This window comes from Streptomyces coelicoflavus, from assembly GCF_045041415.1.
GTDB classification, from domain to species: Bacteria; Actinomycetota; Actinomycetes; order Streptomycetales; family Streptomycetaceae; genus Streptomyces; species Streptomyces coelicoflavus.
In genome coordinates, this window is record NZ_CP108218.1 from 2,958,243 (window position 1) to 2,980,070 (window position 21,828).

Consider the following 21,828-nt stretch of genomic DNA (forward strand, 5'->3'; position numbering starts at 1 on the left):
GGCGTGCCCCGCGTGCCGTGCCCCGCCCTCAGGCCGCGCCCGTGGCCCGGCGGGCGCGGCGGGCGCGGCGGTTGCGCCACCAGGTGACCAGCCAGAGGACGTTGACCCCGCCCAGGACCACCAGCACCGTCACCGCGTCGGCGTTGCCCGCCAGGCCGTGTTCCGGTCCCAGTCCCCGCACGGCGCGGACCAGGAGGGCGATGTCGACGGGCAGGGTGACCGCGGCCATGAACGTCAGACAGGCCGCCGTACCGGCCACGAGGACGACGCTGTAGATCCGGACGGCCCGCCGCTCGTGTGCGGGCAGCCGGGTGCTCGGGTCGTCCCGTGCGAGCGCCGGTGCCTTCCCGCGGGCGACGCGCCGCACCGGCCGCACCGCGCGCCGGAACCGGTACCGGGCGTACGCCAGGCCGTCGCCGTACAGGTCGCGGCAGCCGGTGAGGTCCTGGAGGACGAAGTACAGGTCGGTGCGGGTGAAGACCATGCACTGGAAGGGCAGCGGCAGCAGGGCGAGGAGCAGGGCCGCGGCCAGCAGGCGGTGGGCGGTCGTCCCGGGCTCCGTCGCGGCGAGGACCAGGACGAGGCACGACGCGACGGACAGGTTGAGGGCGATTCCGGCCAGGTAGGCCGTCAGCCGGTGCCGGCGGGGAGCGAGTTCGATGCCGCTGATGTCGGTCTGCATGACGAGGAACTGAAGCCGGGTGCCCAGCCGCATCCGCCCCGGCACGCCCGCCGCCCGGGCGGTCACCAGGTGCGCCAGTTCGTGGGCCAGCAGCAGCGTCCACCCGGCCGCCGCACCGCTCAGCAGGACCACGCTGCCGTGGCGGCTCCACAGCAGGTCGCGGTAGCCGGGAAGCAGGTCGGAGCGGCGCACCAGGACGACGACGGCGGCCGTCAGCAGTGCCCCGACGAGCAGCGGGAGCGCCGGGTGCAGGGCGAGACGGACGTGGCGGGGCCGCAGCCACGGCAGGGACGCCCGCGGCGGTTCGGCGTCGGGGACCGGGCGGTCGCCGATCCGCGCCACGAAGCCCAGCGCGGTCAGGTCCCCGACGAAGTCCGCGATGTCGAACTCCTCCCCGGTCTCGGCCCGCAGCGTCTCCTCCGTACGCGCCACGCTCAGCCCGTCGCCCAGGAGTTCCACCGCGCGCGCCCCGGCCGCCGGCAGGGCGACGAAGTTCCGGGTGACCATGCGGCCCACGATCCACTCGTCGCGGTCGCGTCGTACGGCCAGGTCGTGCAGGGCGACACGGGTCGCCGGCCCGATCCGGGGAGGGTCGCCGGCGGTCGTGTCCGTCACGAGGAGCCTCGGTCCCCGGAGCCGGAACGGGCGGCCGGGGCCGGGCCGTTCTCCGCGCGGCGGCAGGCCGGGCAGTCGGGGCGCCGCGGCGAGCGTTGCAGGACCGGGTCGCCCGGCATCATGAGGTTGAGGCCGAACCGGCATCCGGGTTCGACGGGCGGGACGCCGCACAGCAGCATCAGGGCGGCGTGGGCCAGCAGCCCGCCGGACAGGCCCGCGGTCACGGCGTTGGCCGGATTCCACGGCATGCGGGGCGAGGCCGCGTCCTCGTCCTGACCGGGGCCGAGGCGCAGGTCGCGGCGTTCCGCCTCGGCGTCGCGCAGGCACTGCCAGCACGCGCCCCGGCCCGGCGTGAAGACGCCCACGGCGACCAGCGGTCCGCGGTAGCCCGCCTCGGCCCACGGTGTGCCCGTGGCCAGGCAGACCTGGTTGGCCCATCGGCGGATCGCGGTGGGGCGGTCGGCGGCGAGCAGCAGGGCGTCGTAGCCGGACGCGCCGCGGGCTCCCGTCAGCAGGTCCTCGAGGTCGGCCGGGCCCCGTACCTCGCGCCGCTCGCCGGTGACCTCGACGTCCGGGTTGAGCGCGCGCAGGGCGGTGAGCGCCGCGTCCAGTTTGGGTCTGCCGAGGTCCTCCTCGCGGAAGAGGGTCTGCCGGTTGAGGTTGGACAGTTCGACCACGTCCGGTTCGACGCAGTGCAGCCGCCCCACGCCGGAGGCCACCAGGTCCCGCGCGGCGGCCGAGCCGGTGCCGCCGACGCCGACCAGCAGGACCTCGGCCCGGCGCAGCAGCAGCTGCGGCTCCCAGGCACTGTCCCTGGGCCGGAGGTCCATCCACCGCAGCAGGGTCATGCCCCTGCCGTACCGCTCGCGTTCCCGCTCGGACAGTTCCGCCGGCGGCTCGGCGCCGGCGTCCTCGACGTACCCGGCGTCGGTCAGGTCCGTCATGGCCTGGGCGATGTCCGGGGCCGGCAGCCGCAGTTCCGGGTGGCGTCCGGCCACCTCGGCGACGACGTCCGGGGCGCTGCGCGTCCCGTCCATGACCTGGACGAGCGTCCAGACCCAGCCGTCGTCGTCCCGCACCTCGGCGCCGATGCCGTGGACGACGCTGCCGATCCGCACGTGGCCGTCCACGGTCCGGTAGGCGCGGTGCTCCGGCTTGATCCGGGGCCGCCGCATCGGGTGCACCGTCATTTTCGCGCCAACCTCGCCATCCCCCACCACGCGGGCCACAACGGACGTTGACAACGGTGCACGGGTGAGCGAACGCTGACAAGAGCACGACGTGCCTCGCACGCCACAAGCACCACGGCTGCAGAGCACATCGGCGCCACGGCACACGGTCACCACGGTCACCACCGGAAGGAGACGGCATGGCGAACAAGATCGAGATCCGTCCGCTGGACAAGAAGGAGACCACCGGCGACAGCGGTGGCAACGGCGGCTCCTGACCGGACTCGCCCGATGCACCGCTACCCCACGGTCGCGGAAGTCACCGAGTCGGCGCGACGGCTGGTCTCCCGGTTCCCCGGGTCCGGCCGCCTGCGCCGGATCGGCACGTCCAGGGCCGGCCGGCCGGTCCTGATGCTGTCGGTGGGGCACGGGCCGCGCCACGTCCTGGTGGTGGCCCGGCCGCACCCGGACGAGCCGGTGGGCGGCGCGACGGCGCTGGCGCTGGCGGAGCGGGTCGCGACCGGCGACCGCCGGTCCCCGGCGACCGACCCCCGGACCGTCACCTGGGACATCGTCCTGTGCCTCGACCCGGACGGCGCGGCGCTGAGCGAGGGCATCGAGGCGGCGACGGCCGGCCCCGGCGCCACACTGGCCCGCTACTACCGCGCCGCCTTCCGCCCGGTCGCGGCGGAACAGCCCGAGTGGGCACCGATCGTCGGCCGGCGGCTCCCGGAGAGCCACGCCCTGTTCGACACGATCGACGCACTCCGCCCCGTACTCCAGTGCTCCCTGCACAACGTCGACGCGGGCGGCGCCTGGGTCCAGCTCACCGGGGACCTCCCCGGCCTCGCCGCCCCCTTCGCGGCGTCCGCGTCGGCGCTGGGCGTCCCGGTCCAGCACGGCACGTACGACGCCCTGTACTGGGAAAACCCGGCCCCCGGCGTCCACGTCCTGCCGCCACCGGACAGCAGCGCCCGGCTGGCGGCCGGGTCCGAGAACATCGGCCGGTCCACCTGGTGCGCGCCCCAGCGGTACGGCGGCGTCACGGCGATCGTGGAGGTGCCCCTGTGGTCCACCGGCACGGCCGACGACCCGACCCCGCACCCGGACCCCGCCCGGGCGCTGCGCGAGCTGTCCGGCCTGGTCCGGGAAGGCGGACGACACGTCACCGCCGTCTTCGACAAGGCCCGCGGCTTTCTGCCGCCGGCCGAGGACAGCCCGCCCGGACGCGTACTGGAGTGGATGGCCGACGACCTCTACGACCTGGTCGCCGACTCCTGGCAACCGCTGGTCCGGCAGGCGGAGTCGGCACCCCGCGCCGACCGCTCGCCCGCGCTGACGACGGCCGGGATCAGCGCCCTGGAGGTCGTCGCCCGACGCCAGCCACTGCGCGCGGCGGGACTTCTGCTGCGCCTTCTGGACGCGACCGACGCCCCGGCGTCCGTCGCCCTCCGCCACGAACTGGACGGCCTCTTCATCACCTGGTGCACGGACTTCGAGACGTCACTGCGCCTGCGCCCGGTCCCCGTCCGCACCCAGGTGGAACTCCAGACCCGCACGGTGCTGGCGGCTGCGGAGTGCGCGCTGAGGCTCTGACACTCTGAGGCTCTGAAGCTCTGAAGCTCTGATGCGCTGAAGCAGTCGGGACGGGGGCCGGCCAGGGAAGTTGCAGGCGATGACGTGAGTGCCGGGTCAGCTCCAGGCCCGTCGCTCCTCGCTGCGGGGGTCGTCGACCCGGGTCCACTCGGCGCCGATGCGCATGGTCGCCCGGCGGTCGGTGTCGTACGGGTCCCAGCCGGGGTCGCCGGTCCGGGCGAACCGGATCCAGGTCTCGTGGACGCGCGTGGCGAGGTCCGCGGGGGCCTCCTCGGGGCCGAGCAGGGCGTGCGGGCCGTTGAGTTCGGGCCGGTCCGCGAGGTCGAAGACGAAGGGCAGTTCCACGGTGTGCGTGGCGCCGAGTCGTCCGTCCAGGGCGTGGGAGCGCCAGGCGAACTCGTAGGCGTAGGTGCCGGAGCGCGGGTGCGCCGCATGGGCGCCGGCCAGCGCGCGGCTGCCCGCGCCGAACAGGGCGTCGGCCATGACGGCGGAGCGCAGCTCCGCGAAGCCCGCCTCGGGCCGGGACTTTCGGTAGGTCTCGACGAGCCGCACCGGATCGGGGTGCGCGCGGGCGGCGGCCTCGTCGACGTCGGCGGCGGTCGAGGTGGCGTACGCGCCCACCGGGACCAGGTAGAGGTTGCCTTCTTCCGCGTTGGTGCCGACGAGCAGGTCGACGTCGGCGGCGAGACCGGCGGCGACGGACACGGCGGGCTGGGTGTCCAGGACGAGGCTGAAGGGGCTGAGGCCGATCAGCGGATCGCGGTGGGTCCCGGTTCGCAGGTCGAGGCCCGCGAGTCCGGATGCCGCCTCGACGAGCCGCTCGTCGGGGAGGCCGGCGAAGGCGTCGGCGTGGGGCTCCACGCCCAGCGCCCCGGCCGCGGCCCCGGTGACGCGGGCGGCCTGCTCGGGTGTGAACGCGCCCAGACCGCTGCCGCTCTGCACGATCGCCCGGCGGACCAGTCCGGCGGCCTCGGGGGTGGCGAGGACGCCGCCGACGATGGTCGCCCCGGCGGACTGACCGAACAGGGTGACGTGGTGCGGGTCGCCGCCGAAGGCGGAGATGTTCTCCCGCACCCAGCGCAGCGCGGCGACGACGTCGAGCAGGCCGCGGTTGGCGGGAGCCCCGGGCAGGTCGAGAAACCCGGCGATGCCGAGCCGGTAGTTGAGGGTGACGAGGACGACGCCGTCCCGGGCGAACGCGGAGCCGTCGTACAGGGCGGCCCGCGTCGATCCGGCGACGAAGCCGCCGCCGTGGACGAAGACCATCACCGGCAGGGCGTCACCACCGCCGGCGGCGGGCGTGAAGACGTTGACGGTGAGGTAGTCCTCGCCCCGGCTCCAGCCGGTGCCGAAGTAGGGGGTCATGTCGACGTCGCCGAGCCTGCGTTGGGACTGCGGGGCGTTGGGTCCCGGCACGGTGGCGTCCCGTACCCCGTCCCACGGCTCGTGCGGCAGCGGCGGGGCGAACCGGCCGGCGCCGTGGAGCGGAGCGGCGTACGGGATGTTCAGGAAGGTGAGGGTGTCGCCCCGGCGCAGGCCGCGGACGGCTCCCTGCGCGGTGGTGACGACGGGGTCGGGGCGGTGCTTCATCTCTCGTGTCCTTCCGTGGATTCTGCGGGCTCCGTGGATTCCGTGGGCTCCGTGGATGCCGTGGGCTCCGTGGACTTCAGGCCGACTCGGTGTACTCGGCGTACTTGGCGAAGGGCGCCCAGCCCTTGACGGCGAATTTGCCGCCATCGCGTACGACTTCGGCGGCGCCGTGGCCACCGAGGTGCGCGGGGAAGACGAGGGCGTTGCCGTCGGCGGCCGAGCCCAGGAGCCGGTGGCGGGTGGCGCGGGCTTCGGCGGGGTCCTCGCAGAAGCAGCTGTTGGCGTCGGGCTCGACGATCTGGATCGGGTTGTGCATCAGGTCGCCGACGAACAGGGCCCGGTCGGAGCCGGACTCCAGCCTCAGCACGGAGGATCCGGGGGTGTGGCCGGGGGCGAGGTCGAGGCGCAGGTTGCCGTCGATCCGGTGGCTGCCCTCCCACAGCCGGGTGAGACCGGCCTCGTGCACGGGGGCGACGCTGTCCTCGAAGACGTTCTGGTTGCCCCGGCCGAGCCGGGTCCTGATCTCGTTGGCCGGGTTCCAGTAGTCGAAGTCCGCCCTGGCCATCAGGTAGGTGGCGTTGGGGAAGGTCGGTACCCAGGTCCGCCCGTCGAGGTAGGTGTTCCAGCCGACGTGGTCGACGTGCAGGTGCGTGTTGATCACGATGTCGACGTCCTCGGGACGCACCCCGGCGCGGGCGAGGTTGCCCAGGAAGTCGGTGTCCAGGCGGTTCCACACGGGCGCGTACGGCCGGTCCTTGTGGTTGCCGACGCCGGTGTCGACCAGGACGGTCCTGCCCTCGCTGCGCAGGACCCAGGTCTGGATCGCCGAGTTGACGATCCGGGTCCCGGCGTCCAGGAAGTCCGGGACCAGCCAGGAACGGTGCGTGTCCCACGCCCGGGCCGGGCTGTCCGGGACGAACGCCTCGGGCGTCAGGTCGACGGGACCGTAGTACTCCCGGACCCGGGTCACGGTGACGTCGCCCAGGGTGATGGTGTCCACGGTGTGCTCCAGTGCAGAAGGTCGGGCTCGAACGCCCCTGTTCCGCAAGGGTGCGTCGCGGGTGGCGGGCCGCGGTATGCGTCATGTGACTGCACCCGGTTCCGCCCGACCTGTGGTGTCCGGCCGCGGGACGGCAGGAATACGGCCACGGCACCGCCACGTTGCCGTCAGGGCTGTCTCAGTTCCTGGAGCATCCGTGAAGCATGGTGAACGCGCCCGAGCGGGCCGGGACGCGCCCGGAGATCGCCGGGGCGCGCCCGGGGATCCCGGTCCGACCGTGGTGGGCCGGGAGAGCGAGACCGCGGAGATCATGGGGCGCCTCGCCGCCGACCGGTCCCGCGGCACGGTGCTGGTCGTCGAGGGCGGCCCCGGTGCCGGCAAGAGCGTGCTGCTCGACCTCGCCGTACGGCGGACGCGCGGCGCCGGCCACCGGGTGCTGAGGGCGGTCGGCAGCGAGTCCGAGGCGCGTCTCGCGTACGCCGGTCTGCACCAGCTGCTCCGCCCGGTCCTCGGCGACCTGGACGCCTTGCCGGCACGGCAGCGTTCCGCGCTCCGGGCGGCCCTGGGCCTGGCCGAACACGCCGAGGCCCCCGAGGCTCCCGATGCCCTGCTCGTCGGCCTGGCGGTGCTGACGTTGGTGTCGGACCTGGCGGAGCCGGCAGCACCGCTGCTCGTGGTGGTCGACGACGCCCAGTGGATGGACCGCGCGTCGCTCGACGTCCTCTCCTTCCTGGCGCGGCGCCTGGACGGCGAGCCCGTGACGCTGCTGCTCGGCGTGCGGGCCGCGGCCGTGCTGCCCGGTTTCGACAAGGGGTACGCGCGCCTGGAGGTCGGCCCCCTGAGCGGTGACGCGGCGAACCGCCTGCTCGACGAGCAGCCGGAGCCGCCCACCGGCCGCACCCGGGTCCGGATTCTGCGGGAGGCGGCGGGCAATCCCCTGGCCCTGGTCGAGCTGTCCCGCGCCGTCGCGGGCAGACGGCCGGAAGACCTCGCGGTCGAGGGCCCGCTGCCCGTCACCGACCGCCTGGAAGCCCTCTTCGCGCTCCGCGTGAGCCACCTGCCGGAAGCCACCCGCCGCGCTCTGCTGTTGCTCGCCGCCGCCGACGCGGCGGACGCGGCGGCGGCCGCACGGGGCCCGTCCGAGGCCGACGGCACGGCGTGGGCACCTGCCGAACGAGCCGGTCTCGTACGGCAGGACAGCGCCGGGATCTCCTTCCGTCACCCCGTCGTCCGCTCGGCGGTCTACCACACCGCGTCCTTCCGGGAACGCCGGCAGGCGCACCTCGCCCTCGCCCGGCTGCTGGGCGACGACCCCGACCGCCGCGCATGGCACCTCGCCGCCGCGACCGTGGGGCCCGACGAACAGGTGTCGGCGGTGCTCCTGGAGACGGCGGCCCGGGCCCGGCGCCGGGGCGGTCACGCGGCTGCCGCCGCCGCGCTGGAACGCGCCGCGGAACTCAGCCCGCGCCGCGCGGACCAGGCGCGGTTACTGGCCGACGCGGCGGACACGGCCGTCTTCACCGGTCAGCTCGGCTGGGTGGCACACCTGGCCGACGAGGTGCGCAGGCGCAGTGACGACCCGGCGCTGATCAGCCGGGCCGCGCTGGCGGCGGGGCGGCTCATGACCATGGGTCCCCGCCACACGGCCGCCTTCGCGCTGCTGGCGCGCATCGCCGACGAGGCGGCGGACGCCCGGTCGCCCCGGCTGCTGGACGCCCTCGCCGCGGCAGCGGTGGTCCGCTACTACTCGGGCGAGGAGTCCCAGCGGCAGCGGATCGAGACCCTGCTCGCCGGCCTGCCGGACACCGCCACGGGTGGAGCGCTGGGCGCCTGGGTGCGGGCCGTCTCCGATCCCGCCGGCGCGGGAGCGTCCCTCGCCCCGGCGCTGCCGCGGCTGATCGACGAGGCCGGGCACGACGCCGGAACGCTGACCGCGCTCGCCGTCGTGGCCTGGCTGCTGGACCGCACTGCCCTGGCCGCCAGGGCCTTCGACGAGGCGGCCGACCGTTGGCGGGCCCACGGCCCGTTGCCGGCCGGTCTGGGCTGCGCCGTCGGCTGGACCTATCTGGAGCAGGGCCGCTGGGCCGAGGCCCGCTCGGTGGCCGCCGAGATCGCGGCGGTGGCCGCGCAGTCCGGACTGGACCACGCCGAGGCGTGTGCGCGAGCGCTCGACGCGGCAGCGGTGGCGCTGCTCGGTGAGCCGGCCGACGCACGCGAGAACGCCGAGCGGGCACTGGCCCTCGTCGATCCGCTGGAGAGCCGCTCCGTCGCGGTCGCCGCCCGCCGTGCCCTGGGCATGGCGGCGGTGGCTGAGGGTGACTACGACACCGCGTACGCACACTTCCGCTCCGCCTTCACCGAGGACGGCGACCCGGTCCACTACCACGTCTCCTACACCGTCCTGGCCGAACTCGCCGCGGCGGCGGCCCGCCGGGGAGAGCGCGCACCCGCCGCGGAACTGCTGGAACGGTCGGTGCGACGCCTGGGCACCGGTATGTCGGCACGGCTCGCCCTCCTGGTCGAGCGCGCCCGCGCCCTGCTGGCCGACCCGGAGCACGCCGAACGGCACTTCCGGGCGGCACTCGCGGACGAGACGGGCGATCAGTGGCCCTTCGAGCGGGCGCAGACCCGGCTGGACTACGGCGAGTGGTTGCGCAGGCAGCGCCGTATCGCAGAGGCCCGCCCGCTGCTGACCGGAGCACTCGACACGTTCCGGCGGCTCGGCGCACGACCGTGGATCGAACGCACGAAGGCGGAACTGCGCGCCGCGGGCATCGAGGCGTCCGGTGCCGCACCCGGTGCGCTCACCGAACTCAGCCCCCAGCAGCAACAGATCGTCCGACTCGCGGCCCGCGGCCTGACGAACCGCGAGATCGGGGAGAAACTGTTCCTCTCCCCGCGTACGGTCGGCTCCCACCTCTACCGGGTGTTCCCCAGGCTGGGCATCACCGCCCGCGCCCAACTGCGCGACGTGGTCGACGACACGCGGCCGCGCCCGCCGGACCGGCACAGCGGAGCCGGCGCACCGGCCGCACGGTGAAGCGCACTGCCGGGGAGCGTGCCTGGACCCGGTGCCCGGGGGACTGGGGGACGTCCAACCTGGGCGGGCGTCAGAGCAACGACCTGACCAGGCCAGTCCTGGTTGGCGTGCACTGGTCCCGGCCGTCGCTCACGGGTGTCCCGCCGACTCCCTGCGGACCGCCCCCAGCCGCGCCTGCTCCTCCTCGACTATCTGGCGGGCTATCGCGGTGTCCGAGACGTCGACCGCGGCCGGCGTCGACTCGGCGACCGCGCTGCGGCGCGCGTACGCGTCGAACAGGCGGGTCTTCTTCTTCAGCATCTCCACCATCCGCTCGTCCACTCCGCGGGTGGCGAGCAGCCGGTGCACCCGGACCGAACGTATCTGCCCCATGCGATGAGCCCGCGCCACCGCCTGGTGTTCGATGGTCGGTTTGATCTGGGGCTCGCAGATGATGACGACGGACGCGGCCTGCATGTTGAGGCCCACCCCGGCCGCCTGGATCTGCGCCACCAGTACCGCGTGACCCGGCACAGCGGCGAACTCGTCCACCAACTGCTGACGGCGGGCGGGTAACACGCTTCCCGAGATCGGACCGAACACCTGAGCGTCACCGTTGCCCGGTGCGCCGTGCAGTGCGTCCTTCACGGTTCCGAGGACATCCCTGAAGTTGGAGAAGACCACCACCTTCAGCTCATTCTCGGCGGCCTCCTCGACGATCTCGCGCAGCCGGCTCAGCTTGGCCGACTTCTCGGGACGCGCGTACGCCGCCCGGCGCATCGCCATGAAATTGCCGACGCGCACGGCCTCCCGGTAGGCGTCCTCGTCCGACGCACTCAGTTCCTCCCATTCGTCGGTGTGCTGGAGCGCGGGCAATTCGGTCAGAACATCCTGCTGGTTGCGGCGCAGATAAACCGGTGCGACAGCTTTCCGGAACGCCTTGGAACCGGCCACTCCCTCACGGTCGCCGACGACCTCTGCCAGGTCGGGCTGGAGAATCCGCACAAGGCTGCGAAACTCGGCGACTCGGTTCTCCATGGGTGTACCGGTCATGAAGAGAACACGTTCGCAGTGCTCGGACCATTCCGTCACGGCTTGGGAGCGACGCGTCTTGGCATTCTTCACGTAGTGCGCCTCGTCCACGACCAGCATCCCCAACTCGCCGCCACCGGGGGCCGGGAAACCACGTAAGGCGTCGAATGTGGTCACTCCTACGCCGCCCCGGCCCTTCCAGTCGGCGAACGCCTCCTGCCGGTCGGGGCCGTGCAGAGACGTCACGCGCAGCCTGCTGCGGGCCTCGATTTCGCGTGTCCAGTTGATCAGGACGCTGGCCGGGCAGACGACCATGAAGTGGGTCTGTCCCTCGGCTGCGAGATGAGCCAGGGCGGCGATGGCCTGGATGGTTTTGCCGAGCCCCATCTCGTCGCCAAGAATCACCTTGCGCTGGGCCAGGGCAAAGCGCGCCCCGAAGGCCTGATAGCCGCGCAACGACACCCGCCGGTGCGTGTCGTCGAGCATCTGGTTGCGGACCCGCTCGGCGACTTCGTCGGGCAGGAACCCCTCGGCAGCCGCGGTGTCGGGGCTGCGGCCGGAGATCTCCGCGAGCAGGCTGTAGTACTCGGCGGAACGCAGCTCGAAGTCGACCCAGGCCGCAGCCTCGGTCGAGGTACCGCGCAGCAGATCCACCGACGCCTGTGCGAGCAGCTCCGGCACACCGCCTTGCGCTGCTTCCTCAACCAGCGTCCGGATCTCTGCAACGGCCTCCAGCGCCCGAGCTCGTCCTGCCTGCCGCACCAGCAGCATCCGCAGCCGTCCGACGGCCGGCTTGGCCTCCGCCAGCAGCGGACCGAGCCGCTCCGAAAGAGTCGCGGCCGTGTCGACGGCTCGCCGGGCGTCGGGACCTGCTTCCACCAGCACATGCAGGGCCATGACCAGTGAGGTGGTGCGCGGCTCCGGCCGATCCACGTCGATGTGGACGGCGATGGTCTCCCCCACGGCATCAGCTATCTGACGTGCCGCCGCGATGACCTGATCGGCGGTCCGCTGCCCCACGCCAGGAATCTGCCGCAACCGGTAGGAGCCGGCGTCGAGTACCTGCCGGACCGATCGCAGGCCACTCTTCTCGACGTCCCCGAGCCTCAGCCGACCCTCGGTGACCTCTTTCAACCGGGCCAATGGGATGGCATCCAGCGCTTCTTCCGCCGCCGTGTCGCAGATCGGCTTCAGCGCCGCCCGAACCGCCTCGACGGCCCGCCCGTGGTCGCCGACCACCGCCTGCGCCGCCTCGTACAGTCGCCCTCCCCGCGCGACCGCCTCCCGCTCGCTGCGACCCACTCCGCCCCGGCCCCTCTCGCTGTGTCCCCGCATACTGCCACCGCCGACACCGGCCGGGGCACGCAAGCATTGTGCGGCGCACAGCGGCCTGACCTGCTTTTTCGCAGGTCAGGCCGGTTGTCCACGTCCCATCAGACGTTGAACCTGAACTCCACCACAAGGCCGTGACCTGCGGAAATGCAGGCGCATCCCAGCACCATCCCAGCACGGGATGCGCGACAAAGTACAAGAACACCGAAGATCGCCAACGCTCCCCGGAAGCGCCCGCACACGCCTGAAGTCTGCGGAACTTCTACGAACGCCACATCAGACTCGTGCCACCGCACCGAACCTCGCAGAGCAGCACAGCGCTCGCGCTCACTCGCGGTCTCCCCGGACGTCAGCGGCCAGCTCCGACGCCTGGCCGCCGCCCAGAATGCACGTCCAGACCTCGAGGCCGGCGCGAGCGTCCACAGATCCCGTATACCTCCGGTTTGGCGGGGCATAGTCAGAAGCTTCCGCACTGTCGCAGGTCAGCCTGCATAGCTCAGCGGGTGGAGCAGGCGCCTTCTAAGCGCTTGGCGGCAGGTTCGAGTCCTGCCGGTGGCACCCAAACATGGCTGGTCAGGGCTCTCTCGGACCGCCAGCGGAGAAGCGGTGCGCGCGGTACTGCGCCGTTCGTTCAGAGCGTTGGATTCCGTGCTCCAGAGAGGAGCAACGTGGATCAGCTCGGTATTCAGCTGGCCGAGGTGAGACGCGCCAGGCCCCCCTTCTCCAGCTCGTGCACCACCAGCTCCTCCATCGCGTGTCGCTCCCTGGCGGAGGCGTAGGCGAGGTCGTGCAGGGCAGCAGCACGCTTGGCGAAGTCCCGCCTCACCGCATCGGTCGGCCAGGGGATCTTGTAACGGGAAAAGTCCTTGCGCCTCATCGCGCGGGCCTGCTCACCCTGCGTAACGGCCGTCAACTCCCGCCTCCGGTAACGCAGCGAGTGCAACAACCACATCCGATCGACCTCGGACTCTGTGTAAATCGCGAGCGTCCGCCGACCTGGCACTACCGGGGTAGTAGTGAGCACGGTCCGCACCTCCCCGGGACGGGGCGCGATCAAGAGGCTGCCGGACGGGCATACAACCTCCGCTTGCGCCACGGTGCGTGAAGTCACTGCACCCAGATGTACTGTCTTGCAGTTCAGTACCTCGCGGGGAGACACCCACGGCATAGCCGACTGTTCGCTGTCCGCCAGAGACTGTGCTGCACCAGCCGTAACCTGACACACTTCGCCCACTGCACGCTCGGTAGCGGGACCTTGCCCGCACGTCTGCAGCGCCTCCATGAAGTGCGCATCCGCTAGTTCCGTCGCGCAAGACACAATCCGGGTGTTCAACGCATTCTTGCGCTCAGCAAGCGAGATCAGCGAAAGCAGCCTCTCCCGCACCGGCGCTGGAGGCACTGGCACGGGAAGTCGGTTGAGTGCCTGCAGAGGCAAGGTCATGTGCTCGGCGTTCGACGAGGACAGCGTGAGATAGCTCTGGCTCTGCGAGGTCTTCAGCCACCATCGAAGCCACAGATCCCATTGTTGGGCGCGGCCCTCTGGTGTCCAGCGGACGACCGCGAGCGACCTGGCGACATTCCATCCTGCGTGCTCCTCCCCTGCAACTGCTGCCTCCCCCACACGCCCCACGAGCACGACAAGGAGGTCCCCAGACCTCAGCGTGCTGCGTGGGTGGCGTCTGGCCACATCGGGAGGCACAAATGTAAACTCCTGGACGTGCACACCTCCCTCGACGATCTCTGTGGCGCGGATCATCGGGATTCCGCCGGCTGCCTTCTGCTGTCGCGCAATTCCGTAGGCGGCGTACTCGACCCCAGGGAACTCACGCAACTCAACGACGGACCACGGAGTGGGGACATCATCCGATTCTGTAGTCATGCCTGCTCTCCAGGGCATCACGGACTCGGTTCCTGGCTGCGGCGCTACGATCCATGCACTCATACAGCTCGGCCTTCCGGTTCCGGTCTCCGTCATTTGAATGCAACTGCGCGGTGCCCCCGTTCCGTACGTAGCGTGCGGGAGTCAGATCGAAGCCCGCCTCAGCGATTTCCTCGTACCTCGCCGCACGGCACCATGGGACGGATTCAGGGTCCCCCTCGCCCTCACGGCGTCGAAGTCCCTGCCATTCACCGAAGATCTGCAGCAGGCGTTCGGCCGAGTCCTTTGCGAAGTGGCGCCGCTGCCCCTTCTTCGCTGCTGGCAGTTTCCCTGCATCCGCGAACAACACCTGATCGGAGTGCGGCCGCTCCCCTTTGGCCAGAAGCCACAGCGCCGTGCTCGCGCTGGCGTGCGGAAAGAGCCACGTCGGCAAGGCCACGACTCCCACGACCAGACCGTTCTCCAGCAGCCCACGGCGGATCAGTCCGTCGGTGCTGTTGCTGCTGTGCGCCGCGCCGGAAGACAGCAGAACGACGGCCCGTCCTTGTGGCGTGAGATCGGCAAGGATGTGCTGGACCCAGGCGAAGTTCGCGTTACCTGGACGTGGCACCCCCAGGGTCCACCGCCAGTCTTCCTTCAGCTCACCGTGCCCCCAGTCCCGCTGGTTCACGGGAGGGTTGGCGACGATCACATCGGCCGGTATCGGTGAAGTGCCGGCCCTGAGGGTGTCAGCTCCTTCCTTGCCGAGGTCGGCATGGAATCCGTGCAGGGCGAGGTTGACGGCTGCGGCGTAACGCGCCGTCCGGTTGATATCCGCACCGGACACGCGCACTTCACCCCCCTGTGCCCGAGCCCGGTGTGCGGCGGCGCGCAGCAGTCGCCCGCTGCCGCACACCGGGTCCCGAACAATCTCGCCTCCTCGGGGAGCGGCCAGCCCCGCGAAGAGGTACGCCAGGTCGTTTGACGTGAAGTAGTCATCGCCACGCGCATAGCGTGTCGAGTACGTGTCGAGGAACACGTCAAGGAGCCTCGGGTCCGGATCCAGCTGTCGCACCTCCGCGATCAGCTCACGGAGGGCCGGGTCGATGAGCTCGAAGGGACGGCTCACACCTTCGTCGCGATACGCAGGAAGGCTGTGGGCGCGAGCAACGGGCGTACGCGGCCACACTGCGCCGAGCCTGGCCCCCGCTGACTCCGAACCCGGCCCCCACAACCGGTCCACCTCCGCCAGTGATCCATGGCGGGACCAGCAGTGAAGGTAGACCACTTGAAAGGCAAGCCGGTACGTCGTCGCGGCATCGGCGACGCTGCGTAGCTTCTCGACGGCCCGCAGCACTCGCCGGTACTTCAGCCGCCCCTCTTCGTTCGCCCATTCCTCCTGGGTCACGACGACCTCAGCCAGGAGACGACCGCCAGCCCGATGAGAACAGTGGCTCCGCAGGCGGCACCACCGTTCTGGATGGCCGTGACGACCTCTCCCGCGCCAACGAAATCGAGGATGCCGGCCACGAGCCCCACCACCACGGACGCCAGGACGACCACCACCAACAGCAGCGCTCGCTGCGACATGCCACAACTCCCTCGGTTCCACCAGCAGTTAGCAGTTCTGCGGTTCGTTCCGCGGACTTGAAAGTAGTGGCCTGACGCACCTCACGTCTCGCAGCACGGGAATTTGCTTTTTGCCGTAAGGCGGTCGGGCGCAGCCCCTGCCGACCCCGCGAAGGACATCCGGTCGGGCAGACGACCGCCCCGGCAAACAGACGCTTGCCGGGGCCAGGAGCGATATGAGCGAGGGCTATGCGTCGGCAGCCGAGCCGTCCTGGGACCACTTGTCGGCGAAGTGTTCCATCTGGCGGATCACCAGGTCGATCGCTTCCTTGGACTGCTCCGGCGGGTAGCCGTGGCGAGCCAGGAGGCGCCTGATGGTGGCGCGGAGCCTGGCCCGGACGGGCTCGCGGGCGATCCAGTCCTTCTTGAGATTCTTGCGGACCTGGACCACGAGGTCCCGGGCGATGCCGGAGAGGATCTCGTCGCCCATGAGGTCGCGGGCGCTGCCGAGGTCGGCGACCGCGTCGTAGAAGGCGAGTTCGTCGTCGCCCAGCGGCGGGGTGAACTTCTCGCCTCGCCGGGCGTCCTCCGCGACCGTCTTGGCCAGTTCCACCAGCTGGGCGATGATCTCGGCGCTGGTGAGCTGCTGACGCATGTAGCGGGTCATCAGGTCCTGGAGGCGCTCCGAGAACGCGGTCTGGCGGACGATGTTGTGCCGGGTCTGCTCGCGCATCTTCTGCTCGACGAGGCGGCGCAGGGCTTCGGCGGCCAAGTGCGGGGTTTCGCTGTTCTGCAGGCGGCCGACGAGGGCGTCATTGAGGTGGGTGAGGTCGGCCTTGTCCAGCCCGGCCTCGGAGAAGAGGTCGGTGATGCCGCCGGTCTCCACGACGGCGGAGGTGAGCTGGGAGAGGTAGAGGGCGACGTCGCGGGCGACGGGCAGGCCCTGGGCCTCGCGGTCCATGGCGTCGAGCTTCGCCATGTACGTACGGACCTCGACGAGGAACTGGATGTCGCGCTTCCAGTACGGCTGGTCGGTGAACCGGGAGGAGATGTCGGCGGAGGAGCCGGCCAGGGCGAAGAAGCGTTCCAGGCGGTAGCCGTGTTCGCGGAAGCGACGGCTGAGGGTCTGGTTCGGGTCGTCGAGCTGGTCGGGGTTGTTGCCCGGGGTGGCGGGGCTGCGGAGGTACTCGGCGGTGGTGTAGGCCGCTTTGACGAAGGCTTTCGCGTCGGGGCGGGAGAGGCGTTCGCGCCAGTTCCAGCCGCGGAGCATCTGGTCGAGGATGTCGTACTCGTTGCGGAGTTCGTCCAGGGCGCGGTCGATGTCCTGGCCGAGGGTCCGGTCGGCCTGGTCGTCGGCGGAGTACTCGGCGATGGCCTTCTGGAGGTTCTCGGTGAGGGGGGCGTAGCCGACGAGGAGGCCCTCCTCCTTCTTGCGGAAGCGGCGGTTGACGCGGGCCAGGGCCTGCATCAGGCCGGCGCCACGCAGCGGCCGATCCAGGTACATGGTGTGGATGGGCGGCGCGTCGAAGCCGGTCAGGAGCATGTTGTTGACGATGAGGAGCTGGAGTTCGTCCTCGGGGTCCTTGGCGCGGTTGATGACGGCCTTACGCTGGGAGTCGCGCAGGGCGTGGGCGCGCAGTTCGTCGGAGTCCTTGCGGGAGTCCGAGGAGTAGACGATCTTCATGGCGCCGGTGGTGTGGTCGTCCGTGTGCCAGTCCGGGCGCAGTTCGCGCAGGGCGTCGTAGACGCGGACGCAGATCTCGCGGGTGGCGCAGACGAGCATCGCCTTGCCGGGGGCTCCGCCGGGTGCGTCGTCGGCGTCCGCGACGAAGGGCAGCATCGCCGCACGGCGCGCTTCCCAGTGTTCGACCAGGTCCCGGGTCAGGTCGCGTATCCGGGCGGGGGCGCCGTACATGGCGTTCATGGTGGCGACGGCCTGCTCGACGCGGGTGCGCTCGGTGTCGTCCAGGCCGTCGGTGATGCGGTCGGCCTCGGTGTCGATGGCCGTGGGGTCGACGTCGCGGTCGAGGACGAGCTGGACAACGCGGCTCTCGTGGTAGACCTTCACGGTCGCGCCGTCGTCGGCGGCCCGCTTGAGGTCGTAGGTGTCGATGTAGTCGCCGAAGACCTCGCGGGTGTTGCGGTCGGCCTCGGAGATCGGGGTGCCGGTGAAGGCGAGGAGCGTGGCGTGCGGGAGCGCGTCGCGCAGGTGGCGGGCGTAGCCGTCGAGGTGGTCGTAGTGGCTGCGGTGGGCCTCGTCGACCAAGACGACGATGTTGCGCCGCTCGGAGAGGAGCGGGTGGTCGGTCCCAGATTCCTTCTCCTGCTTGGTGCGGCCGAACTTCTGCAGGGTGGTGAAGAGGATGCCGCCGGTGCGCTTGGCGGCAAGCTCTTCGCGGAGTGCGGCGCGGTTGAGGAATTGGTGGGGCTGTTCCGGGAGGACCTCGCTCTCCTTGAACGTGTCGAAGAGCTGGTCGTCGAGGTCGGTGCGGTCGGTGACGACCACCACGGTGGGGTTGTGCAGGGCGGGATCACGCATGACGAGGTTGGTGGTCAGCACCATCTCCTCGGACTTGCCCGAGCCCTGAGTGTGCCAGACCACGCCGGCCTTGCCGTCGGTCGCGGCGGCGCGGCGCACGGCGTCAGCCGCGCGGGTGACCGCGAAGTACTGGTGCGGCTTCGCGATCCGCTTCATGCGCTTGGCCGGCACGAAGTTGATGAAGGACCGGACGAGGGAGAGGAAGCGGGGCTGGGTGAACAGGCCGTGCAGGGCCAGGTCCTGGCCGGTCGGAACGTCGGCATCGGCGTCGGCGTGGACGGCGGCAGCGTCCACGGTGTCCACGCGGGCGCCGAACTCGTCGGTGTTCCACGGGGCGAAGTGCTCGTACGGGGTGAAGGGCGTGCCGTACTTCGCGGTGATCCCATCGGAGAGCAGCACGACCGCGTTGTAGCGGAAGGCGGTCGGGAACTCCTCGACGTAGTGCTGGATCTGGGTGTGCGCGGCGGCCAGGGTGGCGTTCGGGTCGCCGGCCCGCTTGAGCTCGATGACGGCGAGCGGAAGCCCGTTGACGTACAGGACGAGGTCGAAGCGGCGGTTGCGCTCACCGTTGATCACGGTCACCTGGCGGACGGCGCGGTATGTGTTCGCGTCCGCGTGCTCCAGGTCGACGATCCGGACGGTCGGGGTGTGCTCGGCGCCGAGCGCGTCGGTGTACGTGACGGAGTGGACGCCGTCGGTCAGGTAGCCGTGCGCGGTCCGGTTCTCCTCGTACGTATCCTGGGAGGTCGGGGTCACGGCAGTCGCGAGGGCCTCACGGACGGCCTCCGGGGGGAGGGCAGGGTTGAGCCTCTCGATGGCCTCGCGGAGATCGGAGTAGAGGATCAGGTCGTCCCAGGACCGGCGGTGGCCGGAGCCGGGCGCGAGCTCATTGCCCTCGGCCTTCGGCCAGTCGAGCTCCACGATCTCTTCGAGGGCGAGGAACTCCCAGTCGATTTCGAGGAGGCGGAAGTTGTCGGGGGTGGGGGTGTCGCTGCTGCCGTTGTCGTTCCCGTGCGTGGTCATACGTGGTCCTCGACAATCTTCTCGGCGTCCTTGACGCGGAGGCGGCCGGACATGAGTTGGGGGAGGAGGGTGTCGCGGAGGGTGGCGAGGCTCAGAGACTCTTGTTCAGCTACCAGCGCGCGCTCCCAGAGAGGGCTGATTACGCCATCCAGAGCCCCCAAAGCCTCGGGGCCCGGAACCGGTACAGGCTCATCCAAGTGCCTGCGCTGAATGTGCCCCATCGTGGTTGCCTTGTCGGCAGCGATTGAACGGAACTCATCCAACTTCCGATGCACTAGCTGACTCACCAGCCAAATCGGATACCCATCCCTTGGAATACACTTGAAAATGTGCTGATTAATGATCGCTTCGGGTCGAAACCATCGCGCAGCAGTCAATGAGCCAGACCACGCGAACAGCAAGTCTCCAGGGCGAGCCAAATGCCGATCTGGAACGTCGATTTCGTTGTAAACCGTAGAGCCCCCCGGACCACTGTTGATTTCAGCAATCCGCACAACCATGCGCCCCGTGCCGGTGGCACCCTTCGTATAAGCTCGTCCATTGATGAACTCAGCCACAGCCGACAGAGGCTGATCGCTAAATCCATCGGCTGACTTCAGCAAAGCTTCACCGAAGAGCACGCGAGAGAGAGCATCGGCAGTAGCCGAGACGCGCTCATTGACGGCGATCTTTCGCGAGATCTCGTAATAGATCTCACCAATACCCTCCTGCACCCCGCGCTCGGGGACCGAAATCATCAGCTTATGAAAATCACCCTTCTTGAAATGGGGAATCATTGTCCCCACATGCAGATTTTCGATCCTGTTTCGAATCTCAGGCGACCGGAGAATAGCGAACAAGTAGAGCGGATCGATTTTCGAGGCGTCCGGGCGAACGGCGACCATGTCCTGCGCAATGCAGAAATCCACGGGATCCGGAGTGAGAGCCACTCTCCCCGGAGATCCTTTGCACACAAAGATCAGGTCCCCCGGTTCGGGGTGCGCCCGAAACCATCCGTCGTAAGTCTCCTGCGAGACGTACCGAACCTTCTCGTAGCGAGGGTAAAGAGCCTCATCGCTGATGCAATTCGTTGCAATGAGCTTGATACCCTCATCGGTGGTAGGACACGTACGCCCCCTGTTATCGACCACGAAGCTCAGCAGGTCCGAGAAAGGAACTTCACGAGTAGTCACTTTCAACCCTCCCGAGCTGCTTCCGTACGCTGTCCTCAAGTTCACGGGACATGTCGAACAGCGCGTACAGCTCCCCCGTCAGGCGAGCGATTCTGTCCGGCACCGCTTCAGCCCCTTCATCGTCGACCTCAGCCGCCCCGACGTATCGTCCTGGCGTGAGCACATACCCGTGCTCCTGCACTGTCTTTAGGTCCGCGCTGGCGCAGAACCCCGGCACGTCCGCGTACGTCTCTCCCGAATTCTTCGCGCTCGTAGTCCCCCGCCACGCGTGGTACGTCCCGGCGATCTTCGCGAGGTCGACCTCCGTCAGAACGCGCTCCGTACGGTCGACCATCTCGCCCATGTCCCGGGCGTCGATGAACAGGATCTCGCCCCGACGATCCGCAGCCGCAGCCTTCTGCCCCTTCACACCCCCCGGCGACTTGTCCTTCGCCAGGAACCACAAACAAGCCGGGATCGCCGTCGTCCGGAACAGCTGGGCCGGCAGGGCGACCATGCACGCCACCATGTCCCCGTCCACCAGCGCCTGCCGGATCTCGCCCTCGCCGCTCTGCTGGCTGCTCATCGAGCCGTTGGCAAGGACGACGCCCGCCGTCCCCCGCTCCCCCAGCTTGCTGATCATGTGCTGGAGCCAGGCGTAGTTGGCGTTACCCCTCGGCGGGACGCCGTACTTCCACCGCGCATCCGACTCGTTGCGCGCCCAGTCCTTGATATTGAAGGGCGGGTTGGCCATGACGTAGTCGGCCTTGAGGTCGGGGTGCTTGTCATCGGCGAAGGTGTCGCCCCAGCGGGCGGCGAGGTTGCCGTCGATGCCGTGAATGGCGAGGTTCATCTTGGCCAGGCGCCAGGTGCGCTCATTGAGCTCCTGGCCGTAGACAGAAATGTCAGCCTTGTGGCCGCGGCCCCGGTGGGCCTCGATGAACTTGGCGGCCTGGACGAACATGCCGCCCGAGCCGCAGGCCGGGTCGTACACGCGGCCCTCGTACGGTTCCAGGACCTCCACAAGGAGGCGGACGACGCTGCTCGGGGTGTAGAACTCGCCGCCCCGCTTGCCTTCGGCACGCGCGAAGTTGCCGAGGAAGTACTCGTAGACCTCGCCGAGGACGTCCTGGGCGGGCTTGTCGTCGCTGCCGCCGAAGCGGGCGTCGGTGATGAGGTCGACGAGTTCGGCCAGGCGCTTCTTGTCGACGTTGTCTTTGTTGAAGATCTTGGGGAGGACGCCGGTCAGCGACGGGTTGGCCTTCATGATGGCGTCCATCGCCTGGTCGAGGACTTCACCGACGGTGCCGCTCTTGGCGTTGGCGGAGATCGAGGACCAGCGGGCGCTCTCGGGGACCCAGAAGACGTGGTGCCCGGTGTACTCGTCCTGGTCCTCCAGGAACTCCTCCAGGCGGTCTTCGGCGATGCCTTCCTCCGCGAGCTCCTTGGCGAGCTGTTCGCGGCGTTCCTCGAAGGCGTCGGAGACGTACTTGAGGAAGATCAGGCCGAGGACGAACTCCTTGTACTGGTTGGCGTCCATGGAGCCGCGCAGCTTGTCGGCGGCCTTCCAGAGGATGGCCTGGATCTCCTTGGGTGTGGAGGCGGTGAACAGCTCCGCCTGGTCGGCGGGCTTCTTCCGGGGAGGCATGGGCG

13 protein-coding genes and 1 tRNA gene are annotated in these 21,828 nt (G+C 70.2%); 3 read left to right on the forward strand and 11 right to left on the reverse strand.

Going from position 1 to position 21,828, the window contains the following annotated elements:
- Nucleotides 1–28: 28 nt before the first annotated feature.
- Nucleotides 29–1,297 (reverse strand): hypothetical protein, encoded by a 1,269-nt coding sequence (locus OHA99_RS12905; RefSeq protein ID WP_405695802.1) that lies wholly within the window; start codon nt 1,295–1,297, stop codon nt 29–31.
- Nucleotides 1,294–2,487: a HesA/MoeB/ThiF family protein gene (locus OHA99_RS12910; RefSeq protein ID WP_405695804.1), complete on the reverse strand. Its 1,194-nt coding sequence runs from the start codon at nt 2,485–2,487 to the stop codon at nt 1,294–1,296. The genes OHA99_RS12905 and OHA99_RS12910 overlap by 4 nt, the downstream gene beginning before the upstream one ends.
- Nucleotides 2,488–2,757: 270 nt before the next feature.
- On the opposite strand from OHA99_RS12910, the gene OHA99_RS12915 reads away from it, so the two are divergent.
- Nucleotides 2,758–4,062 carry a M14 family zinc carboxypeptidase gene (locus OHA99_RS12915; RefSeq protein WP_405695806.1) on the forward strand — a complete coding sequence of 435 codons (1,305 nt, stop codon included), beginning with the start codon at nt 2,758–2,760 and terminating at the stop codon, nt 4,060–4,062.
- A gap of 96 nt (nt 4,063–4,158) precedes the next feature.
- Here OHA99_RS12915 and OHA99_RS12920 read toward each other — a convergent pair whose 3' ends face one another.
- Entirely contained in the window at nt 4,159–5,652 is a 1,494-nt protein-coding gene (locus OHA99_RS12920) for a carboxylesterase/lipase family protein (RefSeq protein WP_405695808.1), read from the reverse strand.
- A gap of 76 nt (nt 5,653–5,728) precedes the next feature.
- Nucleotides 5,729–6,652 carry an MBL fold metallo-hydrolase gene (locus OHA99_RS12925; RefSeq protein WP_405695810.1) on the reverse strand — a complete coding sequence of 308 codons (924 nt, stop codon included), beginning with the start codon at nt 6,650–6,652 and terminating at the stop codon, nt 5,729–5,731.
- Nucleotides 6,653–6,848: 196 nt separating this feature from the next.
- Here OHA99_RS12925 and OHA99_RS12930 point away from each other — a divergent pair, with 196 nt between their 5' ends.
- The gene (locus OHA99_RS12930) at nt 6,849–9,692 is read left to right on the forward strand and encodes an AAA family ATPase (protein ID WP_405695811.1); all 2,844 of its coding nucleotides are present in this window, start codon (nt 6,849–6,851) and stop codon (nt 9,690–9,692) included.
- A 129-nt stretch (nt 9,693–9,821) separates the two neighbouring features.
- Here the strand turns inward: OHA99_RS12930 and OHA99_RS12935 are convergent, their stop codons facing one another.
- Nucleotides 9,822–12,005 carry a DEAD/DEAH box helicase gene (locus tag OHA99_RS12935; protein WP_405695813.1) on the reverse strand — a complete coding sequence of 728 codons (2,184 nt, stop codon included), beginning with the start codon at nt 12,003–12,005 and terminating at the stop codon, nt 9,822–9,824.
- A 518-nt stretch (nt 12,006–12,523) separates the two neighbouring features.
- Between OHA99_RS12935 and OHA99_RS12940 the strand changes: the two genes are divergently transcribed.
- Nucleotides 12,524–12,597 (forward strand) — tRNA-Arg (locus OHA99_RS12940).
- Between the two features lie 123 nt (nt 12,598–12,720).
- On the opposite strand, the gene OHA99_RS12945 is transcribed toward OHA99_RS12940, so the two are convergent.
- The 6 genes from OHA99_RS12945 to OHA99_RS12970 all read right to left on the reverse strand — a co-directional run bounded on the left by OHA99_RS12945 (nt 12,721) and on the right by OHA99_RS12970 (nt 21,823).
- A complete protein-coding gene (locus OHA99_RS12945; RefSeq protein ID WP_405695815.1) occupies nt 12,721–13,914 on the reverse strand; it encodes a hypothetical protein in 1,194 nt (397 codons plus the stop codon).
- A complete protein-coding gene (locus OHA99_RS12950) occupies nt 13,895–15,301 on the reverse strand; it encodes an N-6 DNA methylase (protein ID WP_405695817.1) in 1,407 nt (468 codons plus the stop codon). The genes OHA99_RS12945 and OHA99_RS12950 overlap by 20 nt, the downstream gene beginning before the upstream one ends.
- Nucleotides 15,298–15,483, reverse strand: a complete 186-nt coding sequence (locus tag OHA99_RS12955; protein WP_114038962.1) for a hypothetical protein — start codon at nt 15,481–15,483, stop codon at nt 15,298–15,300. The genes OHA99_RS12950 and OHA99_RS12955 overlap by 4 nt, the downstream gene beginning before the upstream one ends.
- Nucleotides 15,484–15,709: 226 nt before the next feature.
- On the reverse strand, nt 15,710–19,024 hold the full coding sequence (locus OHA99_RS12960; protein WP_405695818.1) for a type I restriction endonuclease subunit R: 3,315 nt from the start codon (nt 19,022–19,024) through the stop codon (nt 15,710–15,712).
- Nucleotides 19,021–20,241, reverse strand: coding sequence for a restriction endonuclease subunit S (locus OHA99_RS12965; RefSeq protein WP_405695820.1), 1,221 nt, complete (start codon nt 20,239–20,241; stop codon nt 19,021–19,023). Before OHA99_RS12965 ends, OHA99_RS12960 begins: the two co-directional genes overlap by 4 nt.
- A complete protein-coding gene (locus OHA99_RS12970; protein ID WP_405695822.1) occupies nt 20,183–21,823 on the reverse strand; it encodes a type I restriction-modification system subunit M in 1,641 nt (546 codons plus the stop codon). The genes OHA99_RS12965 and OHA99_RS12970 overlap by 59 nt, the downstream gene beginning before the upstream one ends.
- Between the last annotated feature and the right edge of the window lie 5 nt (nt 21,824–21,828).

Coding starts and splice junctions, on each gene's coding strand:
- OHA99_RS12970 (WP_405695822.1), bottom strand. CDS start 21,823: ATGCCTCCCCGGAAGAAGCCCGCCGACCAGGCGGAGCTGTTCACCGCC.
- OHA99_RS12920 (WP_405695808.1), bottom strand. CDS start 5,652: ATGAAGCACCGCCCCGACCCCGTCGTCACCACCGCGCAGGGAGCCGTC.
- OHA99_RS12945 (WP_405695815.1), bottom strand. CDS start 13,914: ATGACTACAGAATCGGATGATGTCCCCACTCCGTGGTCCGTCGTTGAG.
- OHA99_RS12910 (WP_405695804.1), bottom strand. CDS start 2,487: ATGACGGTGCACCCGATGCGGCGGCCCCGGATCAAGCCGGAGCACCGC.
- OHA99_RS12955 (WP_114038962.1), bottom strand. CDS start 15,483: ATGTCGCAGCGAGCGCTGCTGTTGGTGGTGGTCGTCCTGGCGTCCGTG.
- OHA99_RS12915 (WP_405695806.1), top strand. CDS start 2,758: ATGCACCGCTACCCCACGGTCGCGGAAGTCACCGAGTCGGCGCGACGG.
- OHA99_RS12960 (WP_405695818.1), bottom strand. CDS start 19,024: ATGACCACGCACGGGAACGACAACGGCAGCAGCGACACCCCCACCCCC.